Below are 21,448 nucleotides of genomic sequence, written 5' to 3'. Positions count from 1 at the left end.
GTTTTATATCTTTATTTTTTAACTCTGCCAACCACTATAGTTCGGAAAAATGCTAGGAATGCAAGTGCAAAACCTAAAACAGTTTGGACATTACCAAGAGTTTCTAAAATTCCTGCAGGTATGGGTAAATCCCATGGTGGTCCACTCCTATTATCTGGAAGAGGCGTATAATATACACCTACAGCTCTTGCAGAAGGTTTTACATTAATATCTTTTGGTTCAACGTAATTAACACCTAAAATTAATCCATTGTCTATTGCACGGTTTATTGCTTCAGAAATTTTTACAGGATCATATCCATATTTATTGACTACTGCCTCCACAATTTCTTTAGTAGTTCCAATTACACCTTTACTGTCAGATCCATACACAGACACTATAACTGTTTTATTTGAGACCGTGATTGCATCTGTAAGTGCTTGATAAGCATATATAGTTTTTAACTGACTTCCACAGATGGGACATCGATCATAACGTTCAGCTGTTGGAAATCCCATACTCCATCCACATTGTGGACACAGTTTAACATATGGTTCATCTAGTGGATATCCTGTTTGGTTTAATGTAGCTGGAGTAAACATGTCTCCAGTTGTTGTACCAGATGCAATGTTTACTGCACCACCACCATATCTTTCTCCAGAATCTCTAGCAACTTCTTCTACAGCTTTCCCAACAATTACTGTAGCTGGATATCCATCCCTAATCATTTTTCCTACATTTATTGCTACATCTCTACGTACATTATCTGCAGTACCATATTTTGGATTCCCTGGTGTATTTCTTAAGTGAATTATAGCTCCCTTTTTTCCAGGTGGTAGCACGGCTAGCCCACCAGATACTGGAGTAATTTTTATAGTTCCATCATCTTCAACAGTTACTATGTATGCGTCAAATGATCCACCAACTGCTGCACCTATTCCTGGTCCACCACACATAACTCTTATTCCAGGGTATTGATTTGCTGCAGAAGCAGCGTCAGCAGCTGACATTCCATTCTCTAATCTTTTTATTGTTTCTACAATCGCCATCAATCTAGGAATTGCCTCTCCTTCACCACCTGATAAAACTGCAAATTTTTTATCTTTAGAAAGTAAGAATGTTGATTGAAACATGTTAGGAGCATAAGATAAACTAGCACCTGCCACTCCATTTGGATCTCTACCTGATGGATCAGTTATTACAATTATATTACATGTTGCAGATACAGTACCTATCATAAAATTTATTAACAAAAATAATACTAGATATCTAAATTTTCTAATCTTTCTTCACCCCCCTTGTACCTTAGCCAAGGAAAAATCTTCAATTACAGTGACAGTTACGATACCTGTTTTTTTATCAACCTTTACATCTGCATCTACTATTGGCATGACTTTTGTACCAGGTATTGTTGACAGTTTAACAAATTCTCTTGCATTGGCTATAGCCCTATCAAGTGGTATTTTACGTTTTGAAGTTATAAGCATGTTATCTTTAATATAACTTCCTGGTCTAAATCCAGCAGCAGCTACATTTATTTTTATTGAGCTTGTTGGTACTATATCATTACCTTTCACAATAACACCTGAAATTGGAACTGCCCCACTAAAGTCTTTAGATGAAGCATAAGACGCATAATTTAAGAATCTACCAGCCAATATGAGGAGATATGCCACAAATAAAATTATAAGAGTATCTCTTTTGACTTTTATGAACATGGTATCACTTTTATTTTTTTTAATAGTTTTGAGGCAGGGTCCATACCTTGAGCACCTATCAACAAGATCGTATCATCTTTTTTACAATTAGTTAAAGTTTCTTCCAAAGCAGTTTTCAATTTTTTGTGGAATCTATAATTTATATTATACTTCTCCAGTGTTTTTAAAAATGTTTTTTCTTCTTCTTTTTTTACTTTATTAAGGTTATCCACAACATCGTCACTATTGGTTATAACAACTTCATAATTTTCAATGTTTTTTAAAGTCTTTGATAACGATTCCGCATTTAATTTGTTGATAATTTTTCCTCTAGACCCACGTATAGCACATACAACCCACAATTTGTTTTTTGTAAGTTTTTTTGCACTCTTTATGGCCATTTTGATACCGTCAGGGTTATGTGCAAAATCATCTATTATTAATGGTTTTTTACATAAAATTGAAAATCTTCTCTTTAGTGGTTTGTATGTTAAAATTCCTTTTTTTATAATGTCTGGAGGAATATTTAAACATAAACAAGCAGATATTGCAGCAAGAGTATTTTGTATAAAATATTCACTTTTGAATGGAAGTTCTTCTTTTTTTATGAATAAATCATTGTTAACATAAATTCCACCACTTTTAAAAGTTACTGGACAATTTTTTCCATAAAAGAAGACTTTTACATTTTTATTTGTGAGTTTAGCCATTTTTCTTGTAAATTCATTATCATAATTAAGTACAGCAAATCCTTTTTCCAATGCTTTTACAGCCCCACTAGTTTCTTCAAACACTTCTTCAATTGAATTAACTAAACCTATATGGTCCAATGCTACATTGGTAACTACAACTACATTAGGATTTATGGATTTTGTCATGAGATATGCATGGTCTTTCATGAGACGATCTAGCCATCCTTGAACTTCAGACACTTCAATGACCAAATATTCGAGGTTTTCTTTTTTAGCCTTTTCAGCAAGTAACTTAGCTACCATTGGGTCTATCAGAGTGTTAAACTCTGACTTTGCATCTGTGTTTGTAAATGCTTTCTTTCCAGCATGGGTTAAAATATGATATATCATATGGGTTGTTGTTGACTTACCATTAGTACCTGTGATTACAACTCTATAAGTGTTTGGTGCAAAATTTTTTATTGTCCATTTTATGGCAAATGCACTGGCAAGTTCAATCTTGTTAACTAAAATTATAGGTACTTTCAACTTTTTTGCATATTCTAATGAATTTCCTTTTGGATTTTGAGTTATAAGTGCTGATACTTCTTTATTTTTTGCAATTTCTACACCTTTTTCATCTATCCAATGTCTAATCACAATATCATTTGGATTAGCATCGCCTAGAGTATTAAATATACCCACTTTTATTTCCTTATCTTCCCCTATTAATTTTCCAGAAACATATGAAGCTAATTCACTTAATCTCATTTTTTAACCACCATGTTATGGGAATAATCCTAAATTATACATTATTAGCCCCACACTACATAATACAAATGTTATTAACCAATAAGTAATTACAATTGTTTTTTCTGATAATCCTTTATAATGTAGAGTATGGTGTAATGGCTCCACGGGTAATTTTATAATGTTTGCACGATGCATAAGGCTTATAATTACCGATACTATAGGAACTGCAATGGCAAGTACTCCATAATATATTATATCATTCATCATAACTGCTGCAGCATATCCAGCACCTAAAGCAAAGGATCCAACATCTCCCATAAATATTGATGCAGGAAAACGATTAAACACCAGGAAACCTAATGAAATGCCTGATAACATTAAAAATGCAGAACTATGAAGGCCTTTCATAGAAGAATAAAATGCACAAAATAATGAAGATATTGCAATTATTCCTGCTGCCATTCCATCCATTCCATCTATTAAATTTATGGCGTTAATGGCGCCTAATACTCCGAATATTACAATTGGAATTGTTAAGAATCCTAAAAAGTATCCAAAAATACTTCCAACTCCAAATGATAATGCAAGAAATATTCCTGGAATACATTGTAACATAATCTTTTGTTTTTCTGTAAATTCTTTTTTTATAGGAACTTCACCAACTACTTTAATTTTCTTTTCAGCCATTAGCTTTTTGAAATCTTGTTTAGCTTTCTTAGTTGCTACTCTTGCTTCTTCACCAGGTTGGAGGTTTAATCTTCCTAGTTCAACAACTTCTGATGAAATATTTTTTACAATTTTTTGTTTTTCTTTAATGCTCAATCCAAGTAAATCATCTAAGGCTCCAATTATGCCAGCTATCACCATTGTTAATACAATCAGATTTAAATGTCTATCTCCTAAAACCATTGCCACCATTGAGGCTGTTAATAAAAATCCAAGACCACCCATTGTTGGAGTACCTATTTTGTGTTTATGCTCAGTTACAATAGGCTTATCAACTATTTCAGCTTCTAAAAGAATTTTTTTCAATATATAGGTAAAAATAACTGTAAGAACGAAAGCTAAAATTAATATAAACATCTTATCACCTTATTTAGGTCTAGTTCCTCCAAAATTTCTACAATATCTTCCATGTTTTTACCTCTTATAGTTATTCTTTGATGTCCTGGAGGACCATGAACAACCCAACATTTCTCTCCTTCAAATTTTTTAGTTGTTTTTAAGTCAGTAGTACCTATAGGAATTTCTATTGCAAAAAAATTCTTAAGTTTAATTTTCTTAGGATCCCATTCCCCTATAGCCATATCAACTAATTGGTGTAGTGGATGGATTCCAGTGGCCGCAGCTGAAATATATCTAGTACCGCTTGGTCTTGTATTAAGTTCTATTGCATAAACTTTACGAAGTTTTTCATCAAATATCATGTCAATGTCAGTATTACCTTCTGCATTTAAACTGTTTACTATCATTCTACTAAACAATAATACCTTTTCATTGTCTAAACCTTTTATTTGTGCTGGAGCTTTTTTTATTTTGTATAGAGGATGTACAGCTTCTAAGGTTGTTCTACCTTTATCTACAACGACCAAGGCTAATGACTTGCCTTCCCATCTTAAAACTTCTACTGAAATTTCAATGCCATTAATAAATTCTTCCATAAGAACTACACCATATTTTTTTAGATATTCTGTTATTTCATCTTTTGAGTTGGTTACAACTACTCCAGTTCCAGCCTGACCCTTTTTATTCTTTAATACAACAGGTTTTGTTACTTCGGAAGGTGGTTCTTTGATTATTTTATATTTAGGGGTTCTAACATTCATTTTTTTAAAAAATATTTTTGTTTTGAACTTATCAACAGCTATTGATGTTGCATGTAAATTAGATGCAACTACTGGGATTCCATAATCTTTTTCTAACTTTTCTTTCATTTTTGCAACGCCTATTAGAGGTTCATCTACACCTATCAATGGTACAACTGCATCTACATCTTCTTTAATAGCAATTTCCATAGGATATTTCATTCCTCTTGGCACAATGAAATATTTATCAGCTAATTTAATATTTGGTGATTTAGGATTAGCTTCAGTAAGTATTGTTGTAATTCCTTTTTCTTTAGCATAATAGTGGACATCGTCAAATAATCTTGCACCTATAAATAAAATTTTCATGGTATATCTCCTAAAGAAGTAAATTTTTTTCCAGTATTAGATAAAATAACTTCTTTTTATATAGATATTTTTTTGGTTGGTGAACTACTCCTCATAGAGAAAAGCTATCTAAGGATTAGTGAAAAATTAGAAAGTATTTATATAGATGAAGCACAAAATTAGTACTTGTTCTAAAAAATATACACAACTCTTCTTTTACTTCCTCTTTCTCTCTCCAAAAATGCTCTAGAAATTAAGAAAACTATATATATCCTCTCATGCTACTTTTTTTCATGAGATGACTTCCCATACAATTACAAAGCTGAAAAAAACTGGTAGGTAGTTAAGAAGGTCTAAATACATTAAAAGGATTAAAAAATAAGTTAGGAGATTATATATCAGCATTTAAGACACTGTTGAGGGAATAGAGTAACCTTGATAGCCTGTAGGCAAGTTTTCTTTAGAAGTAGGAAGCTCTGTAGGAGTAGTTCACCATGGTGGACCTATGTATTAAGAATTGCAAATTAAATGGAAAAATTGTAAATATTGGGGTTGAAGATGGCAAAATAATAAAGATCAGTAAATTACCATTTAAAAATTGTGAAACAATAGACATAAAAGGTAGAATAATATTCCCAGGCTTGATTGATGCACATGTACATTTTAGAGAACCAGGAATGGAATATAAAGAAGACTTTAAAAGTGGATCAATGGCAGCAGCGCATGGAGGATTTACAACGGTTCTAGACATGCCAAATACAAAACCTCCCACAAATACTTTAAAAGAATTTAAAAGAAAGATTAAACTTGCATCTAAAAAAAGTATTGTGGATTTTGGATTACATGCTGGTGTAAATTTACAAGAAGTCCAAAAAATTGTAAAGTTAAGTCCAGCTTCTTTTAAAATTTACATGGAAGACACGAGTATAAACACTATAAAAAAAATGTTTGATATTTTAAATTCAACAAATATCCCACTTACTTTTCATTGTGAAAAAAGAGAAATTAATTATGAAAGAGATCACAGAGGAAAAAGTCCTCATTTTTATTCAGATGCAAGACCTACTATAAGTGAGGAAATTGCAGTTGCAGAAGCTGTTTCATTTTCAGCTCATTATAATCATCCTATACATATATGCCATTTAAGCTCAAAAAAAGCTTTAAAAATCATAAAAAATATGCGAAATTTAGCACCAGTTACATGTGAGGTTACACCTCATCATTTATTTTTGGATTCAAGTTATTTCAACAAATTTGGCAGTTTTGTAAAGACAAATCCCCCACTACGGTCTAGAGAGGAAGGTATAAATATTAAAGACTTAAATGATATCGATATTATTGCTACTGATCATGCTCCACATACTTTAGATGAAAAAGAAAAAGAATTTTGGGAAGCACCAGCAGGTATACCTAATCTTGAAGTATCTTTAAAATTATTTTTAACTTTATTTGCAAAAGGTAAAATTAAATTAAATGAAATAAAAACTATGTTTTGCGAAAAACCAGCAACTATTTTTGGTTTAACTAATAAAGGTTTTATTAAGGAAGGCATGGATGCAGATTTTGTTGTCATAGATCATAAAAAAACTGGTAAGATAAGTGCTGATGAATTTTATAGTAAGGCACAATATACACCTTTTGAAGGTTTTGAATATATTGGAGAAGCAGTAATGACCATACTTCGCGGCAAAGTAATTATGGAGGAAGGTGAAGTATTTAAAAATAAAGGTAAATATGTCAGGAGTGAATATAGGCTACCTCCTACAGAGCTTCCTACTTCATAAAGAAAACTTGCCCAGAGACTATATCTCTATAAGAGACAATCCTGAGTAGAGCATTCTCCTAAACAGGCAGTCAAAACTACCTTATATCCTCAACAATACTCTATATAGACTTATTCTTACATGTTAGAAAAATAATTATAAACATGCCTATAAATCTCTAAACTTTTCTAATAGTTTATCTTCTGTTCTTTGCTTAATAAACTTCTGAATTTATATAGCTATATCTTATGAAGAAAAGTGGTATATTATGCTTTTCTTTTTTCTAAATATTAATTTGCTTTGGAGAAAGAAGGAGTGAGAGAGAGTTGTGTATATTTTTTAAAACAAGTGTTATTTTGTACTTCATCTATATAAATACTTTTCTTATTTCTCAATCCCTGATAAGCGAATATAAAAAATACTCATTGAGACTTAACATAATTTCTTAAAGTTCCTATAGATTCTATTTCTGCTTCGACAATGTCACCAGGTTTCATTGGACCTACTCCTGGAGGAGTACCAGTTGCTATTATATCTCCTGGTAGGAGTGTCATAACACTTGATATAAATTCAACAAGTTCATTTACTTTAAATATCATTTTTGAAGTGTTTGAAAATTGTTTAGTTTTGCCATTTAACCTAAGAGATATTTTTTGTTTATGTGGATCCATTTCTGTTTCTATAAAAGGACCTAAAGGACAAAAAGTGTCAAAACTTTTTGCCCTTGTCCATTGACCATCCTTTCTTTGTATATCACGTGCTGTAACATCGTTAACAATAGTATATCCACCAATTACATCCCAGGCATCTGAAGCATTTACATTTTTTGCTTTTTTTGAAATTACGACACCTAACTCAACTTCATAATCTACCTGCTTTGAAATTTCTGGATAAACAATAGTATCTTCATGTCCTATTACACTTGAAGGTGGTTTCAAAAATAAAACTGGTTCTTCCGGTATTTCCATATTTAATTCAGCAGCATGATCTCTATAATTAAGACCAACACAAACAATTTTAGATGGTGATACTGGAGGTAAAATTTCAATATTTTTAAATGAATAAGTTTGAGATTCTATTATTTTAAGATCGCCATTCAAAGCATCTATGATATTTTCAATTTCAACTATTTCATCACCAGCTATATATCCTGATTTTATAGCACCGTTGTCTTTAAATCTTAGAAATTTCATGTTTTTCCCTCTCTTTGTAATTTTCTAGCGGTGACGATGTAATGGTATTTACCTACTTTGTCAATATTTTCAATTTTAAAGCCATAAGAATTTAAAATTTCAACACATTTTTCTTCACTTATTTTTAAATTTTCAGGAGGTCCTGCTGGTTTATCAACTCTAAAATCAACTATTATAAGTTTTCCTTTTGGTTTCAAGACCCTATTTATTTCTTTCATTAGCTCATCAGTTTTTTCATTTGCTACAATACCATGAAGAACATTTGCCATGAAATATATATCAACAGAATTTTCCTCAATTGGTATTTTCTTAGTAATGTCAGCTAGAATTGCTTTAACTTTAATATTTAAATTCTTTATTTTTTCTCTAACTTTCTTTATCGATGGTTCATGTATATCAACAGCATATACTTCTCCATTTTTACCTAATTTTTTAGCAACCTCAATAGAAATAAAACCATTGCCGCATCCGGCATCTAAAAATCTTTTGCAACCTTCCATCTCAATTTTATTTAAAACTTCTTTAGCATTGAGATATTTTTCAGAACTTTTACCATAGTCACAATGTTTCACACAATATCCTCCAATATTTCCTTTTTAGCACCTAAAACAGTGGTTAAGTATTCATATTCCATAAAATGAAGAGAGGCAGGAATTACCAAACAATGTAAAGGCTTACCAAAATTTTCATTAATCATTTCAGACACTCTACCAACTTTTATTACTGGATTATGAGATCCAATTCTTGCAAGAACTATCACTACTCTGTCGTTATTTATTATTCCTTCTTTTCTTTCTTTTTCAACTTTCAATAGATATTCTAAACCTTCGTTAGCAGTCATATACTTATTTTCATCGCTTTTTATGTCTAACAACACAAGTGTATGTGCCTCATTCTCCAAATTTTTTTTGATAGTAAGATATGGAGAATGAGGAAAATAACCATCTTCAGGAAATGGTATAGTTGTAGTTTTTCCAAATCTATATGCTTGTAATCCTGTAATCCCTGGAGCCGCAGATAATATTGATGAAGAATGGATAATTTCAACGTCAATGCCTAATTTTTTTGCCTCGATGATTAATGATTGATGTGTGGTTGCTATAAGAGGATCTCCTGGCACTAGAAATGCAACATTTTTTGATTTAGCTTCTTTTACAGGAATCATTTCTTCTTCTACTTCTTTTCTTTCCAAAACCTCTATTTTCCTCCCAAAAAAATTTTCTAATTTTTCGATGTTGGTTCCAAACAATTTTGACGTGTAAAATTCAGCAAATACTTTATCTACTTTCCTTAAAATATTGTATCCCTTTACACTTATGTCTTTTTCATCATATAGTCCTAGTCCTACCATATAAAGCATAATATCACCATAAAATTAAAAATACATTGTTACATCACATGTAGAGTAACTTCTTAGGATTTACACTAGTCATGTATTTCACATGTTTCCAGGATATTCCATGACACATCAATTCCTTTATAAAAATTTTTAATCCAAGTACAGGAGGAGGATTATGTATTTGCCCAAAATCAGTTGCTAAAATACATCTTTTATATCCAACATATTTTATAGATTCCACGATTTTTGTAATGTCCAAGCCATCATGCTTAGGTTTAGGCATGCATGCTACAAAACAATGTTCTAAAAAACCATATTTTCCCATTTCTTTTTGTTCATCTAAATTAGCACCAACAACTTTTGTGAGAGGATGATTAATTAAAATTTTCTTTAAATTATATTCTTGTGCTATATCTAATACTTGAAATATCTGCGATGGCTTTAAATGTCCAGTAGCTAATACCATATCATTCTCAGCTACTATAATGATCACATCTTCGAGACTATTTTTGTTTATATTTATTTTATCAATTGAAACTGTGGGTAACCATACAATTTTGCCACCTAATTTTGCAGTAACTTCTACAGCATTAGGATTTATTCCACCAACATTTTCATTGAGGACAATGCCACCAAAAACATCAATCCCCACTAAATCAGTAGCTAGTTGCGCTCTACCCACTGTAGATTCACCATGTGATTTAATAACCAATGCTTTCATTTTTTCTTTTTTTGCATCTTTAGCGACACTAATATCATCTTTAAGACGTGGTTTAATATCAGGTTTTGTGTGGACGTGTGTATCTATCATTCCCTCTAATTTTATCTCTGAAGTGTCTAATTTTCTTTTCAACATCCTCATATAAATTTCCACCATGAGAATCCATAGCTACTATCAATGGTCCAAAATCTTTGACTTCCAATTCCCATATAGCTTCTGGAATTCCTAATTCTAACCATTTCACACTTTTTATTTTTTTCACTTTATCTGCATACATAGCAGCGCATCCACCAACAGCAGCTAAATAAACAGCTTTATTTTTTATTAAAGCTTTTTTAGTATTTTTATCCATACCACCTTTACCTATAATAGCTTTTACACCCATTCGGATAAGTTTAGGTCCAAAAGGATTCATTCTAGCACTTGTTGTAGGACCTATAGCCACTAGACTAAAATTTTCATTATTTTTAACTATGGGCCCAGCGTGAAAAATAACTGATCCTTTGAGGTCGAATGGTGGTCCTTCTTTTATAATTTTTTTATGAGCTTGATCTCTTGCCGTAAAAATTGTACCGTTTACCTTTACAATGTCTCCTACTTTTAATTCTAAAATATCTTTAGTAGATATGGGTGTTTTCAAAGTCTTCATTTTTAACACCTTTTATTTTCCTTGTGGAAGTGGATTTGCATGCAATGGATGTAAGTTCATGGTTAATAACATTGCCCAAACTAAAAACCAAACTAATGAGAATGGTATAACACCACTTGCAAACCATCCTTTAAAACCACCAACTTCTTCTTTACTAAACCATTTTTCACATAAATTTCCAACTACTAATAAAATTATGACTCCAACGAATGTTGCTAAGGCTTCATTTTTACCTATAATTGGCAAAGTACCGGAGGATAAGATATATGAAATAAATCCGGCTATTATGCCCGAAACTGTATGAATACTTGTAATTTTAGCATCCGTATCCAATCGAAGAACCTCCTTTTGTGTTTGTGTTTAAATAAATATCTTTTTCTGCTTTTCAATAATTCTTTTTTATGAAATTAACTTTTCCAAATTAGTAAAAAATTTTATATAAACTTACGTTATTTAAAAAATACAAAGATTGTAGGAAGTTTAGAAAATGATAGAGATAATAGCTCACGACGGTCCTGCTAGATTAGGAAAAATTGATGGTAAAGAAACACCACTTATAATTCCACAGGAATATATAGACCCCATCTTTCTTCCACTACCTTATGATGTGCCGAGGGAATTAGCAGAGTGGGCAGTTGAATATACTATAGACAAATATAAAAGTTATGAAGGTGAGTTTGCAATAATTACTGGTGGAAAATACATTGATCTTAGAGTCAAATGCGCAACAAAACTTGAGGAATTGGGATTTACAAATTTAGTGATAAGTAACGGAACCGAATTACTTAAAAGACCAAAAGATCTTGTTAACCTAATTGTAAAATTACGAAAAAATCTTAAACCCACTACTTCTTTATCCTTTACATTTCCTGAACCTTTGTTTATACCGCTTTTAGTCTACATGGGAGTGGATATTTTTCCTGATGGGATATGTAAGTATTATGCTGAATTTAATGTCTTAATGACACCAACAAAATCTTATTCTTTAGATACATACAAAATCTATGACTTTGATAAAAAAGAGTTGCTTGAATACAATAAAAAAACATTAGATTATGTAATAAGAGAAGTAAAATCCCATATACGTAATGGAACGTTAAGAAATCTTGTGGAAGAAAGAGCAGCGGCATTGCCTGAATGTATGTCAGCATTAAGAATTCTTGATAAAGAATATAGTGACTATCTTCAGGAATTTACCTTACTTTATTAATTTTTTAGGTGATAGGATGTCAATATTAATAAAAAATGCAAAAATTGTTGATGTTAAAGGTACAAGGAAAGGATCTATTCTTATTGAAGATGATAAGATAGTAAAGATAGGTGATATAAGAGAAGATGAAGGAGATAAAATTATAGATGCCAGCGACAAGTTGGTTATTCCTGGATTAATTAATACACATACACACTTATCTATGACGTTGTTTAGAGGTATAGCTGATGATTTACAGCTGCATAAATGGTTAGAAAATTATATTTGGCCACTTGAAAAACATTTAAATGAGGATTATTGTTATGCTGGTGCACTTCTTGGATGTATAGAAATGATAAAATCTGGAACAACAGCATTTAATGATATGTATTTTTATATGGATTCTGTTGCAAAGGCAATTGAAAAATGTGGTTTGAGGGCTGTTATAAGTCATGGGATGATTGATTTAAATAACGAAGATAAAATGAAAAAAGAAATCAAAGAATCTAAAAGGATTGTAAAGAAATGTCAAGGGATGGCAGATGGTAGAATATCGGTGGCTTTAGGTCCTCATTCTCCTTACACTTGTTCAGAAAAATTACTTAAAAAAACTTCAAAATATGCTAATAAAAATAATTTAAAAATACACATACACGTTTCAGAGACAAGAGAGGAGATTAAAACAATTAAAGAAAGGTATGGGATGAGACCGTTTGAATATTTAGATGACATAGGCTTTCTAGGTGAAAATGTAATAGCTGCACATGCCGTATGGCTTTCAGAAGAAGAAATCAAAATAATTAAAAATAATAATGTGAAAATATCCCATAACCCTGTGAGCAACATGAAACTTGCCTCTGGAATTTCACCTGTTAGTAAAATGTTAGATGAAAATATTACTGTATCTTTGGGCACTGATGGTGCAGCATCTAATAACAATCTTGACATGTTAGAAGAAATGAAGATAGCAGCTTTATTACAGAAAGTTCATTATTTAGATCCAACAAAATTGTCAGCAAAAGATGTTTTTGCAATGGCTACTATAAATGGTGCTAAAACACTTGGAATAAATGCAGGACTGATCGAGGTAGGTAAAAAAGCAGACTTAGTGTTAATAAATGTAAAGAGATGTAATTTAACCCCATTTAGGAATCCAATTTCACATTTGGTATATTCAGCTAATGGTTACAATGTCACAACAGTTATTGTAGATGGAAAAATATTAATGGAAGATAATGTTGTTCAAGTAATTAACGAAAAAGAAGTGATGGAAATCGCAGAAAATGCAAGTGATGAATTATTATCAAAGTCATAGAGGCGTGAATTAACAAGTAATAGAGGTGAGGTTATGAAAGTATTGGTATCTCCATTAGATTCATTAGAATCATTTATGTTTTGTGTAACACGTTTTTCACCAAATCGTACATACTTAATTTTTGATAAGGAAGAATATGAAGAAAAAGTTGAAAATTTAGAGAAAGTTAAAGAAACAATGAGTTTTATAAATATAAAGGAGACTGTAGTAGAAAGTAGTGACATTGTTGCAGCTGCTAAAAAAATCATTGAAATAATTGAAAATGAAAAAAATAATGAAATAACTGTAAACATTACCTGTAGTAATAATTTACAAAGTTTTGGAATGTTATATGGTTGCTATGCAAAATACAGGTATGTAGACAGGATTGTATATTTAAAGGATACAAAGGAAATTTTAGATATTCCAATACTTAGTTTTGGTATATCAAAAACAAAAAAAGAGATATTAATGGAAATTACAAAAGGTACGACTAGTGTGAAAGAATTATCAAATAAATTAGATATAAGTAGAGGGATGGTTTACAATCATATTAGAGATCTTAGGGAGAAGGGAATGATAAAAAAAGATGAATTAAAAGTAACAACTGCTGGGAAGCTAGCAATACTTGGTGATATTTGATAAAAATAGCTTGTTTTTTTTTTCGTAAAATTTATTTATTATTTTTTGTTAAATATTATATTATCATGTTTGTGAGATGGTTTAATTGAAACTTGTAAAATGGAAAGATAATCCTATTTTATCTCCTACAGACGATAAATGGCAAAATTTCCAAACATTTAATGCAGGAGCCATTTTAATTGATGATACTATCCATATTTTCTATAGAGCTATTGGTGAAGATTTTATATCAAGAATTGGATATGCAAAAAGTAAGGATGGTATAAATATTGAGGAAAGAAGTTCTTCCCCTGTTTTTGAACATTCCTATCCTTCTCCATTCAACAATAATAGGAATTTAATACCTAATTCTGGAGGAAGTAGATATGGAGCTGAAGATCCACGTGTAGTTAGGGTAAATAATGAAAGAAAAATTTACATGACTTATAATTTTTATGATGGATACAATATAGGAGTCATGTTGACAGAAATAAGTATTAAGGATCTCAAAATTAGGAATTGGAGATGGAAAACCCCTCTTCTTTTATCTCCTATGAATGGAATACATAAAAATTGGGTCATATTCCCTGAAAAAATAGGGAAAAGGTATGCAATATTACATACAATATCACCAGAAGTAGATATAGAATATTTAAAGAATTTAAGATGTCCTGAAGACATTGAAAGTTATCATTGTCCATTGCCAAAGTTTGGATGGGAAATGTGTGTTAAAGGAGCTGCAGCTCCTCCAATGAAAACAAAAGAAGGATGGCTTCTCCTTTTTCACGCTATAGGCAAAGACGGATACTATAAAATTGGAGCAATGTTACTTGACAAGAAAAATCCTACTGAAATAATATCTTGTTCTAATGGACCAATTTTAGAGCCAAAAGAAAATTATGAATTCAGTGGCATAAAACCAGGAGTTGTTTATACAACAGGCGCTGTTATAAAAAATTCTAAACTTTTGGTATATTATGGAGCTTCAGATACATATCTTTGTGTTGCATATGCAAATATAGATGAGTTTGTCGAAAGTTTATTAGAGGAAAGAGGATGCTATTATGATGAAGATGTTAGTAAAAAGATTCAAAGGAAACCCTGTTTTAGAACCAGACCCTCACAGTCCCTGGGAAAGCGAAGCTGTATTCAATGGATGCCCGGTGAAGAAAAATGACAAAATATATTTTCTTTATAGGGCAATGACGCGGAAAAATAAAAATGGAGTTTCTATTTCACAGATAGGCATTGCTGAAAGTTACGACGGTATCAGTTTTCATAAAAGGAGATTGCTAATAACTCCTGATACTCTTTGGGATTGTTTTGGTTGTGAAGATCCAAGAGTTACAAAATTAAATAATAAGTATTATGTATTTTATACAGCTCTTTCTCATTATCCACCAAGACCAGATGGAATCCGTGTAGGACTTGCCATAACTAAAAATTTCAAAAAAATTGATAAAAAATATTTGATTACACATTTTAATGCAAAGGCAATGGCATTGTTTCCAGAAAAAATAAATGGAAAGATATGGGCAATTTTAACTGTACATACAGACCTTCCACCAGCAAAAATATGTTTAGCATCTTTTAATAATGAAAAGGAAATTTGGTCTCGTGAATATTGGTATAAATGGTACCAAAAATTTGAAGATTACAGTTTACCTCTACAGAGAAGCAGTGATGATCATATAGAAGTTGGAACTCCACCATTAAAGACACCTTATGGTTGGTTGTTAATCTATTCTTACATAAAGAATTATTTTTCTGAAAAAGAAAGACTTTTTACAGTTGAAGCAGTATTGCTAGATTTAAAAAACCCATTTAAAATAATTTCAAGGACTAATTTTCCAATTCTTATACCTGAAGAATATTACGAAAAGACAGGAATTGTATCTGATGTTATATTTCCAAGTGGCGCATTTATTAAAAATAATGTAATTTATTTATACTATGGTGCAGCAGATACAACATGTTGTTTAGCATTCATTGATTTACCTTTTTTAATAAAAACAATGAAACATGGAAAAATCAAAATGAAAAGAGCAGCAAAACGTCCTATAATAACACCTATTATTAAACATAAATGGGAATCCAAAGCTACATTCAATCCAGGAGCTATATATCTAAATGGCGAGGTTCATATAATATATAGGGCACTATCAGAAGATAATACTTCTGTTTTTGGTTATGCAAAAAGTAAAGATGGCATAAATATTGATTATCGATCGTCAGAACCTATATATACGCCAAAAGAACCTTTTGAAAATAAAAAATTTCCAGATGCGGCCTCTGGCTGCGAGGATCCTAGATTAACAATAATTGATGACAAAATTTATATGTTGTATACAGCATTTGATGGAGAAATACCTAGAGTAGCAATGACATCAATAGATGTAAATGATTTCTTAGAGCAAAATTGGAAGTGGGCAAAAGCAAAAGTAATTTCTCCTTTAGATATTCCGGATAAAAATGCATGTATATTTCCAGAGAAATATGCTGGAAAATATATAATTGTACATCGTTTAGATGATTCTATACATTATAGTCTTTGTGAAGATTTAAATATTGTGAAGGAGCTTGATGATAATAAATGGATATCACCAAGAAAAAGTATGTGGGATTGCGTAAAAGTTGGAATTGCAGCGCCGCCAATAAAAACTAATAATGGGTGGATTTTATTTTACCATGGAGTTGACAAAAACAAAGTTTATAGGGTTGGAGCCTTGCTCTTAGAGTTAGACAATCCATTGAAAATCATACGTAGATCTATGTATCCAATTCTTGAACCAGAAATGTGGTATGAAAGATGGGGAATAGTCCCAAATGTAGTGTTTCCTTGTGGAGCAGTGAAAATAAATAAAGATATTTATCTATATTATGGTGCGGCAGATACTGTTGTAGGCGTGGCTAAGATTAAAATAAATGATCTATTTTGGCACCTTGGTGTTAAATTGTGATTACGGAGCATAAAAAATCCACAATGAAGCAAAGATAATTGCCAAAGCAAAAATTACTGGTGCAACAATTTTACTTACAGCCACTGTAGAACTAATAGTAGATATAAGTTCTGTAGATGCTGTGGGTCCAAAGGTATTTAATCCTTCTATTCTTATGACTTTGCATCCAACTTCAACTGGTTCTAAATCAGAAATTGCATTTTTTACAGACTTTATAATATATTCTATTATTTTTTTTCGATTTTTCATACCTACAGGATTGTAACCTCCAGATAAAGTGTTGACTGAATGTGTGTCAGTTGTCATTATTTCTGCATCATCTACATAATTTTTTAATTTTTTTAAAATTTCTTCTCTAAAACCTTTTACCATATTATTTGAATCTAATAGTATATATGCAAATTTTTGATTATTGACTTTAGTTACCAGTGTTTTGATACCATCTTCTCCAATGCCTTCCTCTTTAGAAATGTCATTTGGCTTTATAGATGAACATCCAACCTCTATTGGATATTTTTTAATATTACAGTCTATTTTTTCTATAGCGTCCATAATTTCAAACACTTCTTTATTTCCTGGGAGTATTCTAGCTGTTTCGTTGAAGGAATTATGACAATCTACAATTATCACGTTTTTTGAATTACATTTTGCTTTTGCAAGATTCATAGCAGCAAGTCCAACACCAAAATCTATATCATCTGAGCCTTTTGGTGAAAAGGTTATTAATAACAATAAATCTTTGCCAAAAAACTGTCCTTTAATTTTGCAGTCTTTACTAGAAACTTTAAAAACTTTACTAGCATGTTTTGAATATTCTATCTTATTTATTTCTTGTTTGATAGCTTTCTCTATTTTATATATTTCTTTAGAGGATACAGGATTGAAATCATGTGTGGAAGGACCATGGGCAACCATAGTAAACGTATTAAAACGTTTTGACAACAATGCAGGCATGTTAGATCCACCTATTTTACCTATAGGTCCTGGGTGTACACAAGGAGTTATAAACAATGCTTTCTTTTTATTTCTGGCTTTAAATGAAATTAGACCAACTAAAGTACTTACAGGTACTCCAATTTCTTTGAATACAGATTCTAACGCTGGTGATTCTTCTGTGAGATGTGCTATTGCCATGCTTAATAATTCAAGTGCACCTATACCCAAATTTCTCCTTAAGGGGGATTCAACAACTAATACAAAAGAATATATGGCAAATAAAAATATTGCTGAAGCAATAATTATTTTTATGGAAAGAAGTAGTACACTTAAGTAGCCAACATTCATCGTTATAATATCTAAAAATTTTAAAATTACAAACATACTTACAATAAGGCCTGGTTGTACAGAACTTATAAGTAATGAATTATATACGTTTATATTTGACGTTGTCCATATTATGATCATCCTTATTGCAAAGACCAATACACAAGTAAAAATAAAAGCATTTAATACAACATCAACTTTAAATATTGCATATATACAACACCCTAAAAGATATATTATTGATGATATCGTCATGGCGAAAAATGATAAAAACATGGACTGTTTCATTTTCATTCTTCTTCCACCAAGAGAATTAACCCATGGTTGTGTTATTGCACCACTTATAATAGCTGAAACTCCAAAAACTAAAAATCCAAAGGTTCCACCATAAAGAATATTGTAGATAGGATTATGGGCAGTGTCGCAAATAATAAAACTAAGAATTCCAATAACAAAACTCACAATTGTTATTGCTAAAAATGAAAATTTTGTATCTGGCAATGATAAAATATATTTTGAAAGATTTTTTATACTCTCCATACTTGACATTTTTTTCACATCCAATTTTTTAATTTCATGAAAAGACTGTTGAATAGATTTTTATCTAAAAGATATAATATTTTTGAATCCTGGTGAGAAAATGAAATCTATGTCAAATGTAGATGTCTATGCAGTTGTTTATGAATTAAATAAATTATTAAAAGGTTCAAAATTTGTTAAGGCATATCAACCAAGGAAAGACATTATAGTGTTGCGATTCCATGTTAAAAATAAGGGTCGGGTAGATGTAATTATACAAACTGGAGTTAGGATTCATGCTACAAGATATTCACTTGAAAATCCCAAATTTCCACCATCATTCCCTATGCTACTTAGGAAATATTTAAAAGGTGGAATTGTAGAATCTGTAAAACAACATAAATTTGATAGGATTGTAGAATTTAATGTTAAGGTTCTAGGTAAGAAAAATTATAAGTTAATAGTGGAATTATTTGGTAAAGGAAATATAATCTTAACAGAAGAAAATGGAAAAATAATTCAGCCACTAAGAACTGAGAAATGGAGTGATAGGGAAATTTTGGCTGGTAAAAAATACAAATATCCAGAAAGTAGGGGATTAAATCCATTAAAAATAACTAAATCTAAACTTAAAGAATTATTATTAAATTCTGATAAAGATGTTGTTAGAACTTTAGCTTTAAATGGTTTTGGAGGAACATATGCTGAAGAAATTGTATATAGATCAGGAATAGATAAAAACACTCCTTCAAAATCTTTATCAGATAATGAAATCAATAAGATATATGATTCAATAGAGGAAATATATGGATCCCTCAAAGAGTATAATTTTAAGCCTCAAATTATAGTTGACAAGGATGTTGTTCCTATTGAATTAAAAATTTATAAAAATTATGAAAAAAGGTACTTTGATAACTTTAATAAGGCGCTTGACGAATTTTTTACTCCAAAACTCCGTGAAGAATTGAAAAAAGAAAAAGAAAAAGTATGGAAAAATAAAATTGAAAAATTGGAGAGAATATTAAATTCTCAAAAAAATGCAATTAAGAGTTTTAAAAAGAAAGCAAAGAAATATAGAGAGATTGGGGATTTAATATATCTCAAATATGAGTTGATATCTAAAGTAATAAATACTTTAAAAAATGCTAAAGAAAAATACACTTGGAAAGAAATCATTGAAAAAGTAAAAAAAGCAAAAAAAGAGAATAAAATTAAAATAATAAATTCTATAACCAAGGATGGAATAGTAACTTTAAATATCGATGGTAAAAGTGTGAATATAGATATCAACAAAAGTCTTGAAAAAAATGCAGAGATTTATTACGAGAAGGCTAAAAAAATTAGGAAGAAGATTAAAGGCGCAATAAAAGCAATGGAAGAAACAGAAAAGAAGTTAAACAACCTTAAAAAGAAAAGAGACATCGAAATAAAGAATATACTCATACCCATCAAAAAAAGAAGAAAATTAAAATGGTTTGAAAAATTTAGATGGTTTATTTCTTCAGACGGATTCTTAGTTATTGGAGGGAGAGATGCACAAACAAATGAAATAATCGTAAAAAAATACATGGAGGAAAATGACATTTATTTACATGCAGATATTCATGGTGCACCATCAGTTGTAATAAAAAATAAAAACAAGAAAATTCCAGAAAATACAATAAATGAAGCAGCTATATTTGCAGCATCATTTTCTAAAGCATGGACATATGGATTAGGATCTGCAGATGTCTATTGGGTTTATCCTCAACAAGTTACAAAATCCCCTCCTTCTGGAGAATATATATCTAAAGGTGCTTTTGTAATAAGAGGAAAACGGAATTATATAAGAAATGTTCCTATAGAACTTGCAGTTGGAATTGTTGATTATGAAGGACCAAGAGTTATGTGTGGACCTGTATCCTCACTTAAAAAATTTTCAAAAAGATACGTGAAAATTATACCTGGTTATACAAAAAAAGAGACTATAGCCCGAAAAATATTAAAAATAATAGATAAGGAAAAAATTTTTAGAATTGAAGATATAATAAGGGTTTTACCACCGGGAAAATGTGACTTAGTTTCATGATCTCTTTAACATGAAATTTAGATCAATAGCATATCTTCCTTCCTTATCAGACACTATAACAGATTCGCTGTTCATAAGCATACCAATGTTAATCTCATAAACACCGTCTTTTTTAATTGATATTGTTTCAATGCCATCTTTATCTTTCTTTTCTTTTAAATATCTAAAAAATTTATTGCCACAATTAGGACAACCATTAATAACATCTTTCATGGATTTATATTTTTTCTTACATTTGATGCATTGATGCACAAGAATCACCAAGCTTTGCAACTATTGAAAGAAAATTAGGTTTCCTTTTAACAGTTTTCATAATATTTGCAGGTCCAATAATTGTAAATTTTACATCTTTTTTACTTGAGAAGCCTAAAAATGATTTTTTATTTTTTTCAAACTTTTGAATGTCTATTCCAATAAAATTTTCAGTATCAATCTCTCTCATCGTTGTTTCAATGAGTTCTGCTTCCTCAGTAGGAGATAACCCACCCTCAATTACCAGAATATTTCCATTTTTAACTTTTTCAAGAATCATCGATATTTTTTCCATACTAGTTTTTTTGTTAAGCAATTCACGAGATAAAAAATCCATTTTTAATTTTTCTTTTTCCATTTGAAA

At 30.6% G+C, this 21,448-nt stretch carries 21 protein-coding genes; 7 read left to right on the top strand and 14 right to left on the bottom strand.

Annotated features, from left to right (window positions below; genetic code table 11):
• Positions 1-11: 11 nt before the first annotated feature.
• Genes ACZ5LY_RS02420 through ACZ5LY_RS02400 form a run of 5 tightly spaced genes read right to left on the bottom strand, consistent with a single transcriptional unit; the run spans position 12 to position 5,274 of the window.
• Complete coding sequence (locus ACZ5LY_RS02420) at positions 12-1,217, bottom strand: hypothetical protein (RefSeq protein ID WP_464577821.1); 1,206 nt, start codon at positions 1,215-1,217, stop codon at positions 12-14.
• Positions 1,218-1,268: 51 nt separating this feature from the next.
• A complete protein-coding gene (locus ACZ5LY_RS02415) occupies positions 1,269-1,697 on the bottom strand; it encodes a hypothetical protein (RefSeq protein ID WP_464577820.1) in 429 nt (142 codons plus the stop codon).
• The gene (locus ACZ5LY_RS02410) at positions 1,688-3,118 is read right to left on the bottom strand and encodes a Mur ligase family protein (RefSeq protein WP_013413839.1); all 1,431 of its coding nucleotides are present in this window, start codon (positions 3,116-3,118) and stop codon (positions 1,688-1,690) included. Before ACZ5LY_RS02410 ends, ACZ5LY_RS02415 begins: the two co-directional genes overlap by 10 nt.
• 15 nt (positions 3,119-3,133) lie before the next feature.
• Positions 3,134-4,183: a glycosyltransferase family 4 protein gene (locus ACZ5LY_RS02405; RefSeq protein ID WP_464577819.1), complete on the bottom strand. Its 1,050-nt coding sequence runs from the start codon at positions 4,181-4,183 to the stop codon at positions 3,134-3,136.
• On the bottom strand, positions 4,171-5,274 hold the full coding sequence (locus tag ACZ5LY_RS02400; protein WP_464577818.1) for an ATP-grasp domain-containing protein: 1,104 nt from the start codon (positions 5,272-5,274) through the stop codon (positions 4,171-4,173). Before ACZ5LY_RS02400 ends, ACZ5LY_RS02405 begins: the two co-directional genes overlap by 13 nt.
• 473 nt (positions 5,275-5,747) lie before the next feature.
• Here ACZ5LY_RS02400 and ACZ5LY_RS02395 point away from each other — a divergent pair, with 473 nt between their 5' ends.
• Positions 5,748-7,037 (top strand): dihydroorotase, encoded by a 1,290-nt coding sequence (locus tag ACZ5LY_RS02395; RefSeq protein WP_013413774.1) that lies wholly within the window; start codon positions 5,748-5,750, stop codon positions 7,035-7,037.
• Positions 7,038-7,438: 401 nt separating this feature from the next.
• Here ACZ5LY_RS02395 and ACZ5LY_RS02390 read toward each other — a convergent pair whose 3' ends face one another.
• The 6 genes from ACZ5LY_RS02390 to ACZ5LY_RS02365 are packed head-to-tail and all read right to left on the bottom strand — an operon-like array spanning position 7,439 to position 11,251.
• On the bottom strand, positions 7,439-8,209 hold the full coding sequence (locus ACZ5LY_RS02390) for a fumarylacetoacetate hydrolase family protein (RefSeq protein ID WP_464577817.1): 771 nt from the start codon (positions 8,207-8,209) through the stop codon (positions 7,439-7,441).
• Entirely contained in the window at positions 8,206-8,781 is a 576-nt protein-coding gene (locus tag ACZ5LY_RS02385) for a class I SAM-dependent methyltransferase (protein WP_464577816.1), read from the bottom strand. The genes ACZ5LY_RS02390 and ACZ5LY_RS02385 overlap by 4 nt, the downstream gene beginning before the upstream one ends.
• Positions 8,778-9,569, bottom strand: a complete 792-nt coding sequence (gene dph5 / locus ACZ5LY_RS02380; protein ID WP_464577815.1) for a diphthine synthase — start codon at positions 9,567-9,569, stop codon at positions 8,778-8,780. The genes ACZ5LY_RS02385 and dph5 overlap by 4 nt, the downstream gene beginning before the upstream one ends.
• A gap of 34 nt (positions 9,570-9,603) precedes the next feature.
• Entirely contained in the window at positions 9,604-10,404 is an 801-nt protein-coding gene (locus tag ACZ5LY_RS02375) for a DUF6282 family protein (RefSeq protein WP_464578030.1), read from the bottom strand.
• Complete coding sequence (locus tag ACZ5LY_RS02370; RefSeq protein ID WP_013413779.1) at positions 10,328-10,918, bottom strand: FumA C-terminus/TtdB family hydratase beta subunit; 591 nt, start codon at positions 10,916-10,918, stop codon at positions 10,328-10,330. Before ACZ5LY_RS02370 ends, ACZ5LY_RS02375 begins: the two co-directional genes overlap by 77 nt.
• A gap of 12 nt (positions 10,919-10,930) precedes the next feature.
• Complete coding sequence (locus ACZ5LY_RS02365; RefSeq protein ID WP_013413780.1) at positions 10,931-11,251, bottom strand: EMC6-like membrane protein; 321 nt, start codon at positions 11,249-11,251, stop codon at positions 10,931-10,933.
• Between the two features lie 154 nt (positions 11,252-11,405).
• On the opposite strand from ACZ5LY_RS02365, the gene ACZ5LY_RS02360 reads away from it, so the two are divergent.
• From ACZ5LY_RS02360 to ACZ5LY_RS02340, 5 genes are all read left to right on the top strand, one after another.
• Positions 11,406-12,128, top strand: a complete 723-nt coding sequence (locus ACZ5LY_RS02360) for a queuine/other tRNA-ribosyltransferase (protein WP_013413781.1) — start codon at positions 11,406-11,408, stop codon at positions 12,126-12,128.
• 16 nt (positions 12,129-12,144) lie between these two features.
• Complete coding sequence (locus tag ACZ5LY_RS02355) at positions 12,145-13,422, top strand: amidohydrolase family protein (protein WP_464577814.1); 1,278 nt, start codon at positions 12,145-12,147, stop codon at positions 13,420-13,422.
• Between the two features lie 33 nt (positions 13,423-13,455).
• Positions 13,456-14,043: a CRISPR-associated CARF protein Csa3 gene (gene csa3, locus ACZ5LY_RS02350; protein WP_013413783.1), complete on the top strand. Its 588-nt coding sequence runs from the start codon at positions 13,456-13,458 to the stop codon at positions 14,041-14,043.
• Positions 14,044-14,128: 85 nt separating this feature from the next.
• On the top strand, positions 14,129-15,199 hold the full coding sequence (locus tag ACZ5LY_RS02345; RefSeq protein WP_464577813.1) for a glycoside hydrolase family 130 protein: 1,071 nt from the start codon (positions 14,129-14,131) through the stop codon (positions 15,197-15,199).
• Positions 15,087-16,982 carry a glycoside hydrolase family 130 protein gene (locus ACZ5LY_RS02340; RefSeq protein ID WP_083790787.1) on the top strand — a complete coding sequence of 632 codons (1,896 nt, stop codon included), beginning with the start codon at positions 15,087-15,089 and terminating at the stop codon, positions 16,980-16,982. The genes ACZ5LY_RS02345 and ACZ5LY_RS02340 overlap by 113 nt, the downstream gene beginning before the upstream one ends.
• On the opposite strand, the gene ACZ5LY_RS02335 is transcribed toward ACZ5LY_RS02340, so the two are convergent.
• Positions 16,983-18,794 carry a DUF2070 family protein gene (locus ACZ5LY_RS02335; protein ID WP_464577812.1) on the bottom strand — a complete coding sequence of 604 codons (1,812 nt, stop codon included), beginning with the start codon at positions 18,792-18,794 and terminating at the stop codon, positions 16,983-16,985. It lies immediately after the preceding gene.
• A gap of 91 nt (positions 18,795-18,885) precedes the next feature.
• Between ACZ5LY_RS02335 and rqcH the strand changes: the two genes are divergently transcribed.
• Positions 18,886-20,832, top strand: coding sequence for a ribosome rescue protein RqcH (rqcH, locus tag ACZ5LY_RS02330; RefSeq protein WP_464577811.1), 1,947 nt, complete (start codon positions 18,886-18,888; stop codon positions 20,830-20,832).
• Here the strand turns inward: rqcH and ACZ5LY_RS02325 are convergent.
• Positions 20,827-21,084 carry a Zn-ribbon domain-containing protein gene (locus ACZ5LY_RS02325; protein ID WP_464577810.1) on the bottom strand — a complete coding sequence of 86 codons (258 nt, stop codon included), beginning with the start codon at positions 21,082-21,084 and terminating at the stop codon, positions 20,827-20,829. The genes rqcH and ACZ5LY_RS02325 overlap by 6 nt on opposite strands.
• The gene (locus ACZ5LY_RS02320) at positions 21,062-21,442 is read right to left on the bottom strand and encodes a DUF2073 domain-containing protein (RefSeq protein WP_013413789.1); all 381 of its coding nucleotides are present in this window, start codon (positions 21,440-21,442) and stop codon (positions 21,062-21,064) included. Before ACZ5LY_RS02320 ends, ACZ5LY_RS02325 begins: the two co-directional genes overlap by 23 nt.
• Between the last annotated feature and the right edge of the window lie 6 nt (positions 21,443-21,448).

Source organism: Methanothermus sociabilis (assembly GCF_055392295.1).
This window is presented reverse-complemented; position numbering and strand designations above follow the sequence as displayed.

What these genes read in the sequence shown, in the direction of transcription:
- dph5 (WP_464577815.1), bottom strand. Translation starts at nt 9,569, where the DNA reads ATGCTTTATATGGTAGGACTAGGACTATATGATGAAAAAGACATAAGT.
- ACZ5LY_RS02360 (WP_013413781.1), top strand. Translation starts at nt 11,406, where the DNA reads ATGATAGAGATAATAGCTCACGACGGTCCTGCTAGATTAGGAAAAATT.
- ACZ5LY_RS02420 (WP_464577821.1), bottom strand. Translation starts at nt 1,217, where the DNA reads ATGATAGGTACTGTATCTGCAACATGTAATATAATTGTAATAACTGAT.
- ACZ5LY_RS02320 (WP_013413789.1), bottom strand. Translation starts at nt 21,442, where the DNA reads ATGGAAAAAGAAAAATTAAAAATGGATTTTTTATCTCGTGAATTGCTT.
- ACZ5LY_RS02395 (WP_013413774.1), top strand. Translation starts at nt 5,748, where the DNA reads ATGGTGGACCTATGTATTAAGAATTGCAAATTAAATGGAAAAATTGTA.
- ACZ5LY_RS02410 (WP_013413839.1), bottom strand. Translation starts at nt 3,118, where the DNA reads ATGAGATTAAGTGAATTAGCTTCATATGTTTCTGGAAAATTAATAGGG.
- ACZ5LY_RS02340 (WP_083790787.1), top strand. Translation starts at nt 15,087, where the DNA reads ATGATGAAGATGTTAGTAAAAAGATTCAAAGGAAACCCTGTTTTAGAA.
- ACZ5LY_RS02335 (WP_464577812.1), bottom strand. Translation starts at nt 18,794, where the DNA reads ATGTCAAGTATGGAGAGTATAAAAAATCTTTCAAAATATATTTTATCA.
- ACZ5LY_RS02355 (WP_464577814.1), top strand. Translation starts at nt 12,145, where the DNA reads ATGTCAATATTAATAAAAAATGCAAAAATTGTTGATGTTAAAGGTACA.
- ACZ5LY_RS02405 (WP_464577819.1), bottom strand. Translation starts at nt 4,183, where the DNA reads ATGTTTATATTAATTTTAGCTTTCGTTCTTACAGTTATTTTTACCTAT.
- ACZ5LY_RS02390 (WP_464577817.1), bottom strand. Translation starts at nt 8,209, where the DNA reads ATGAAATTTCTAAGATTTAAAGACAACGGTGCTATAAAATCAGGATAT.
- ACZ5LY_RS02370 (WP_013413779.1), bottom strand. Translation starts at nt 10,918, where the DNA reads ATGAAGACTTTGAAAACACCCATATCTACTAAAGATATTTTAGAATTA.
- ACZ5LY_RS02400 (WP_464577818.1), bottom strand. Translation starts at nt 5,274, where the DNA reads ATGAAAATTTTATTTATAGGTGCAAGATTATTTGACGATGTCCACTAT.
- rqcH (WP_464577811.1), top strand. Translation starts at nt 18,886, where the DNA reads ATGAAATCTATGTCAAATGTAGATGTCTATGCAGTTGTTTATGAATTA.
- csa3 (WP_013413783.1), top strand. Translation starts at nt 13,456, where the DNA reads ATGAAAGTATTGGTATCTCCATTAGATTCATTAGAATCATTTATGTTT.
- ACZ5LY_RS02415 (WP_464577820.1), bottom strand. Translation starts at nt 1,697, where the DNA reads ATGTTCATAAAAGTCAAAAGAGATACTCTTATAATTTTATTTGTGGCA.
- ACZ5LY_RS02375 (WP_464578030.1), bottom strand. Translation starts at nt 10,404, where the DNA reads ATGTTGAAAAGAAAATTAGACACTTCAGAGATAAAATTAGAGGGAATG.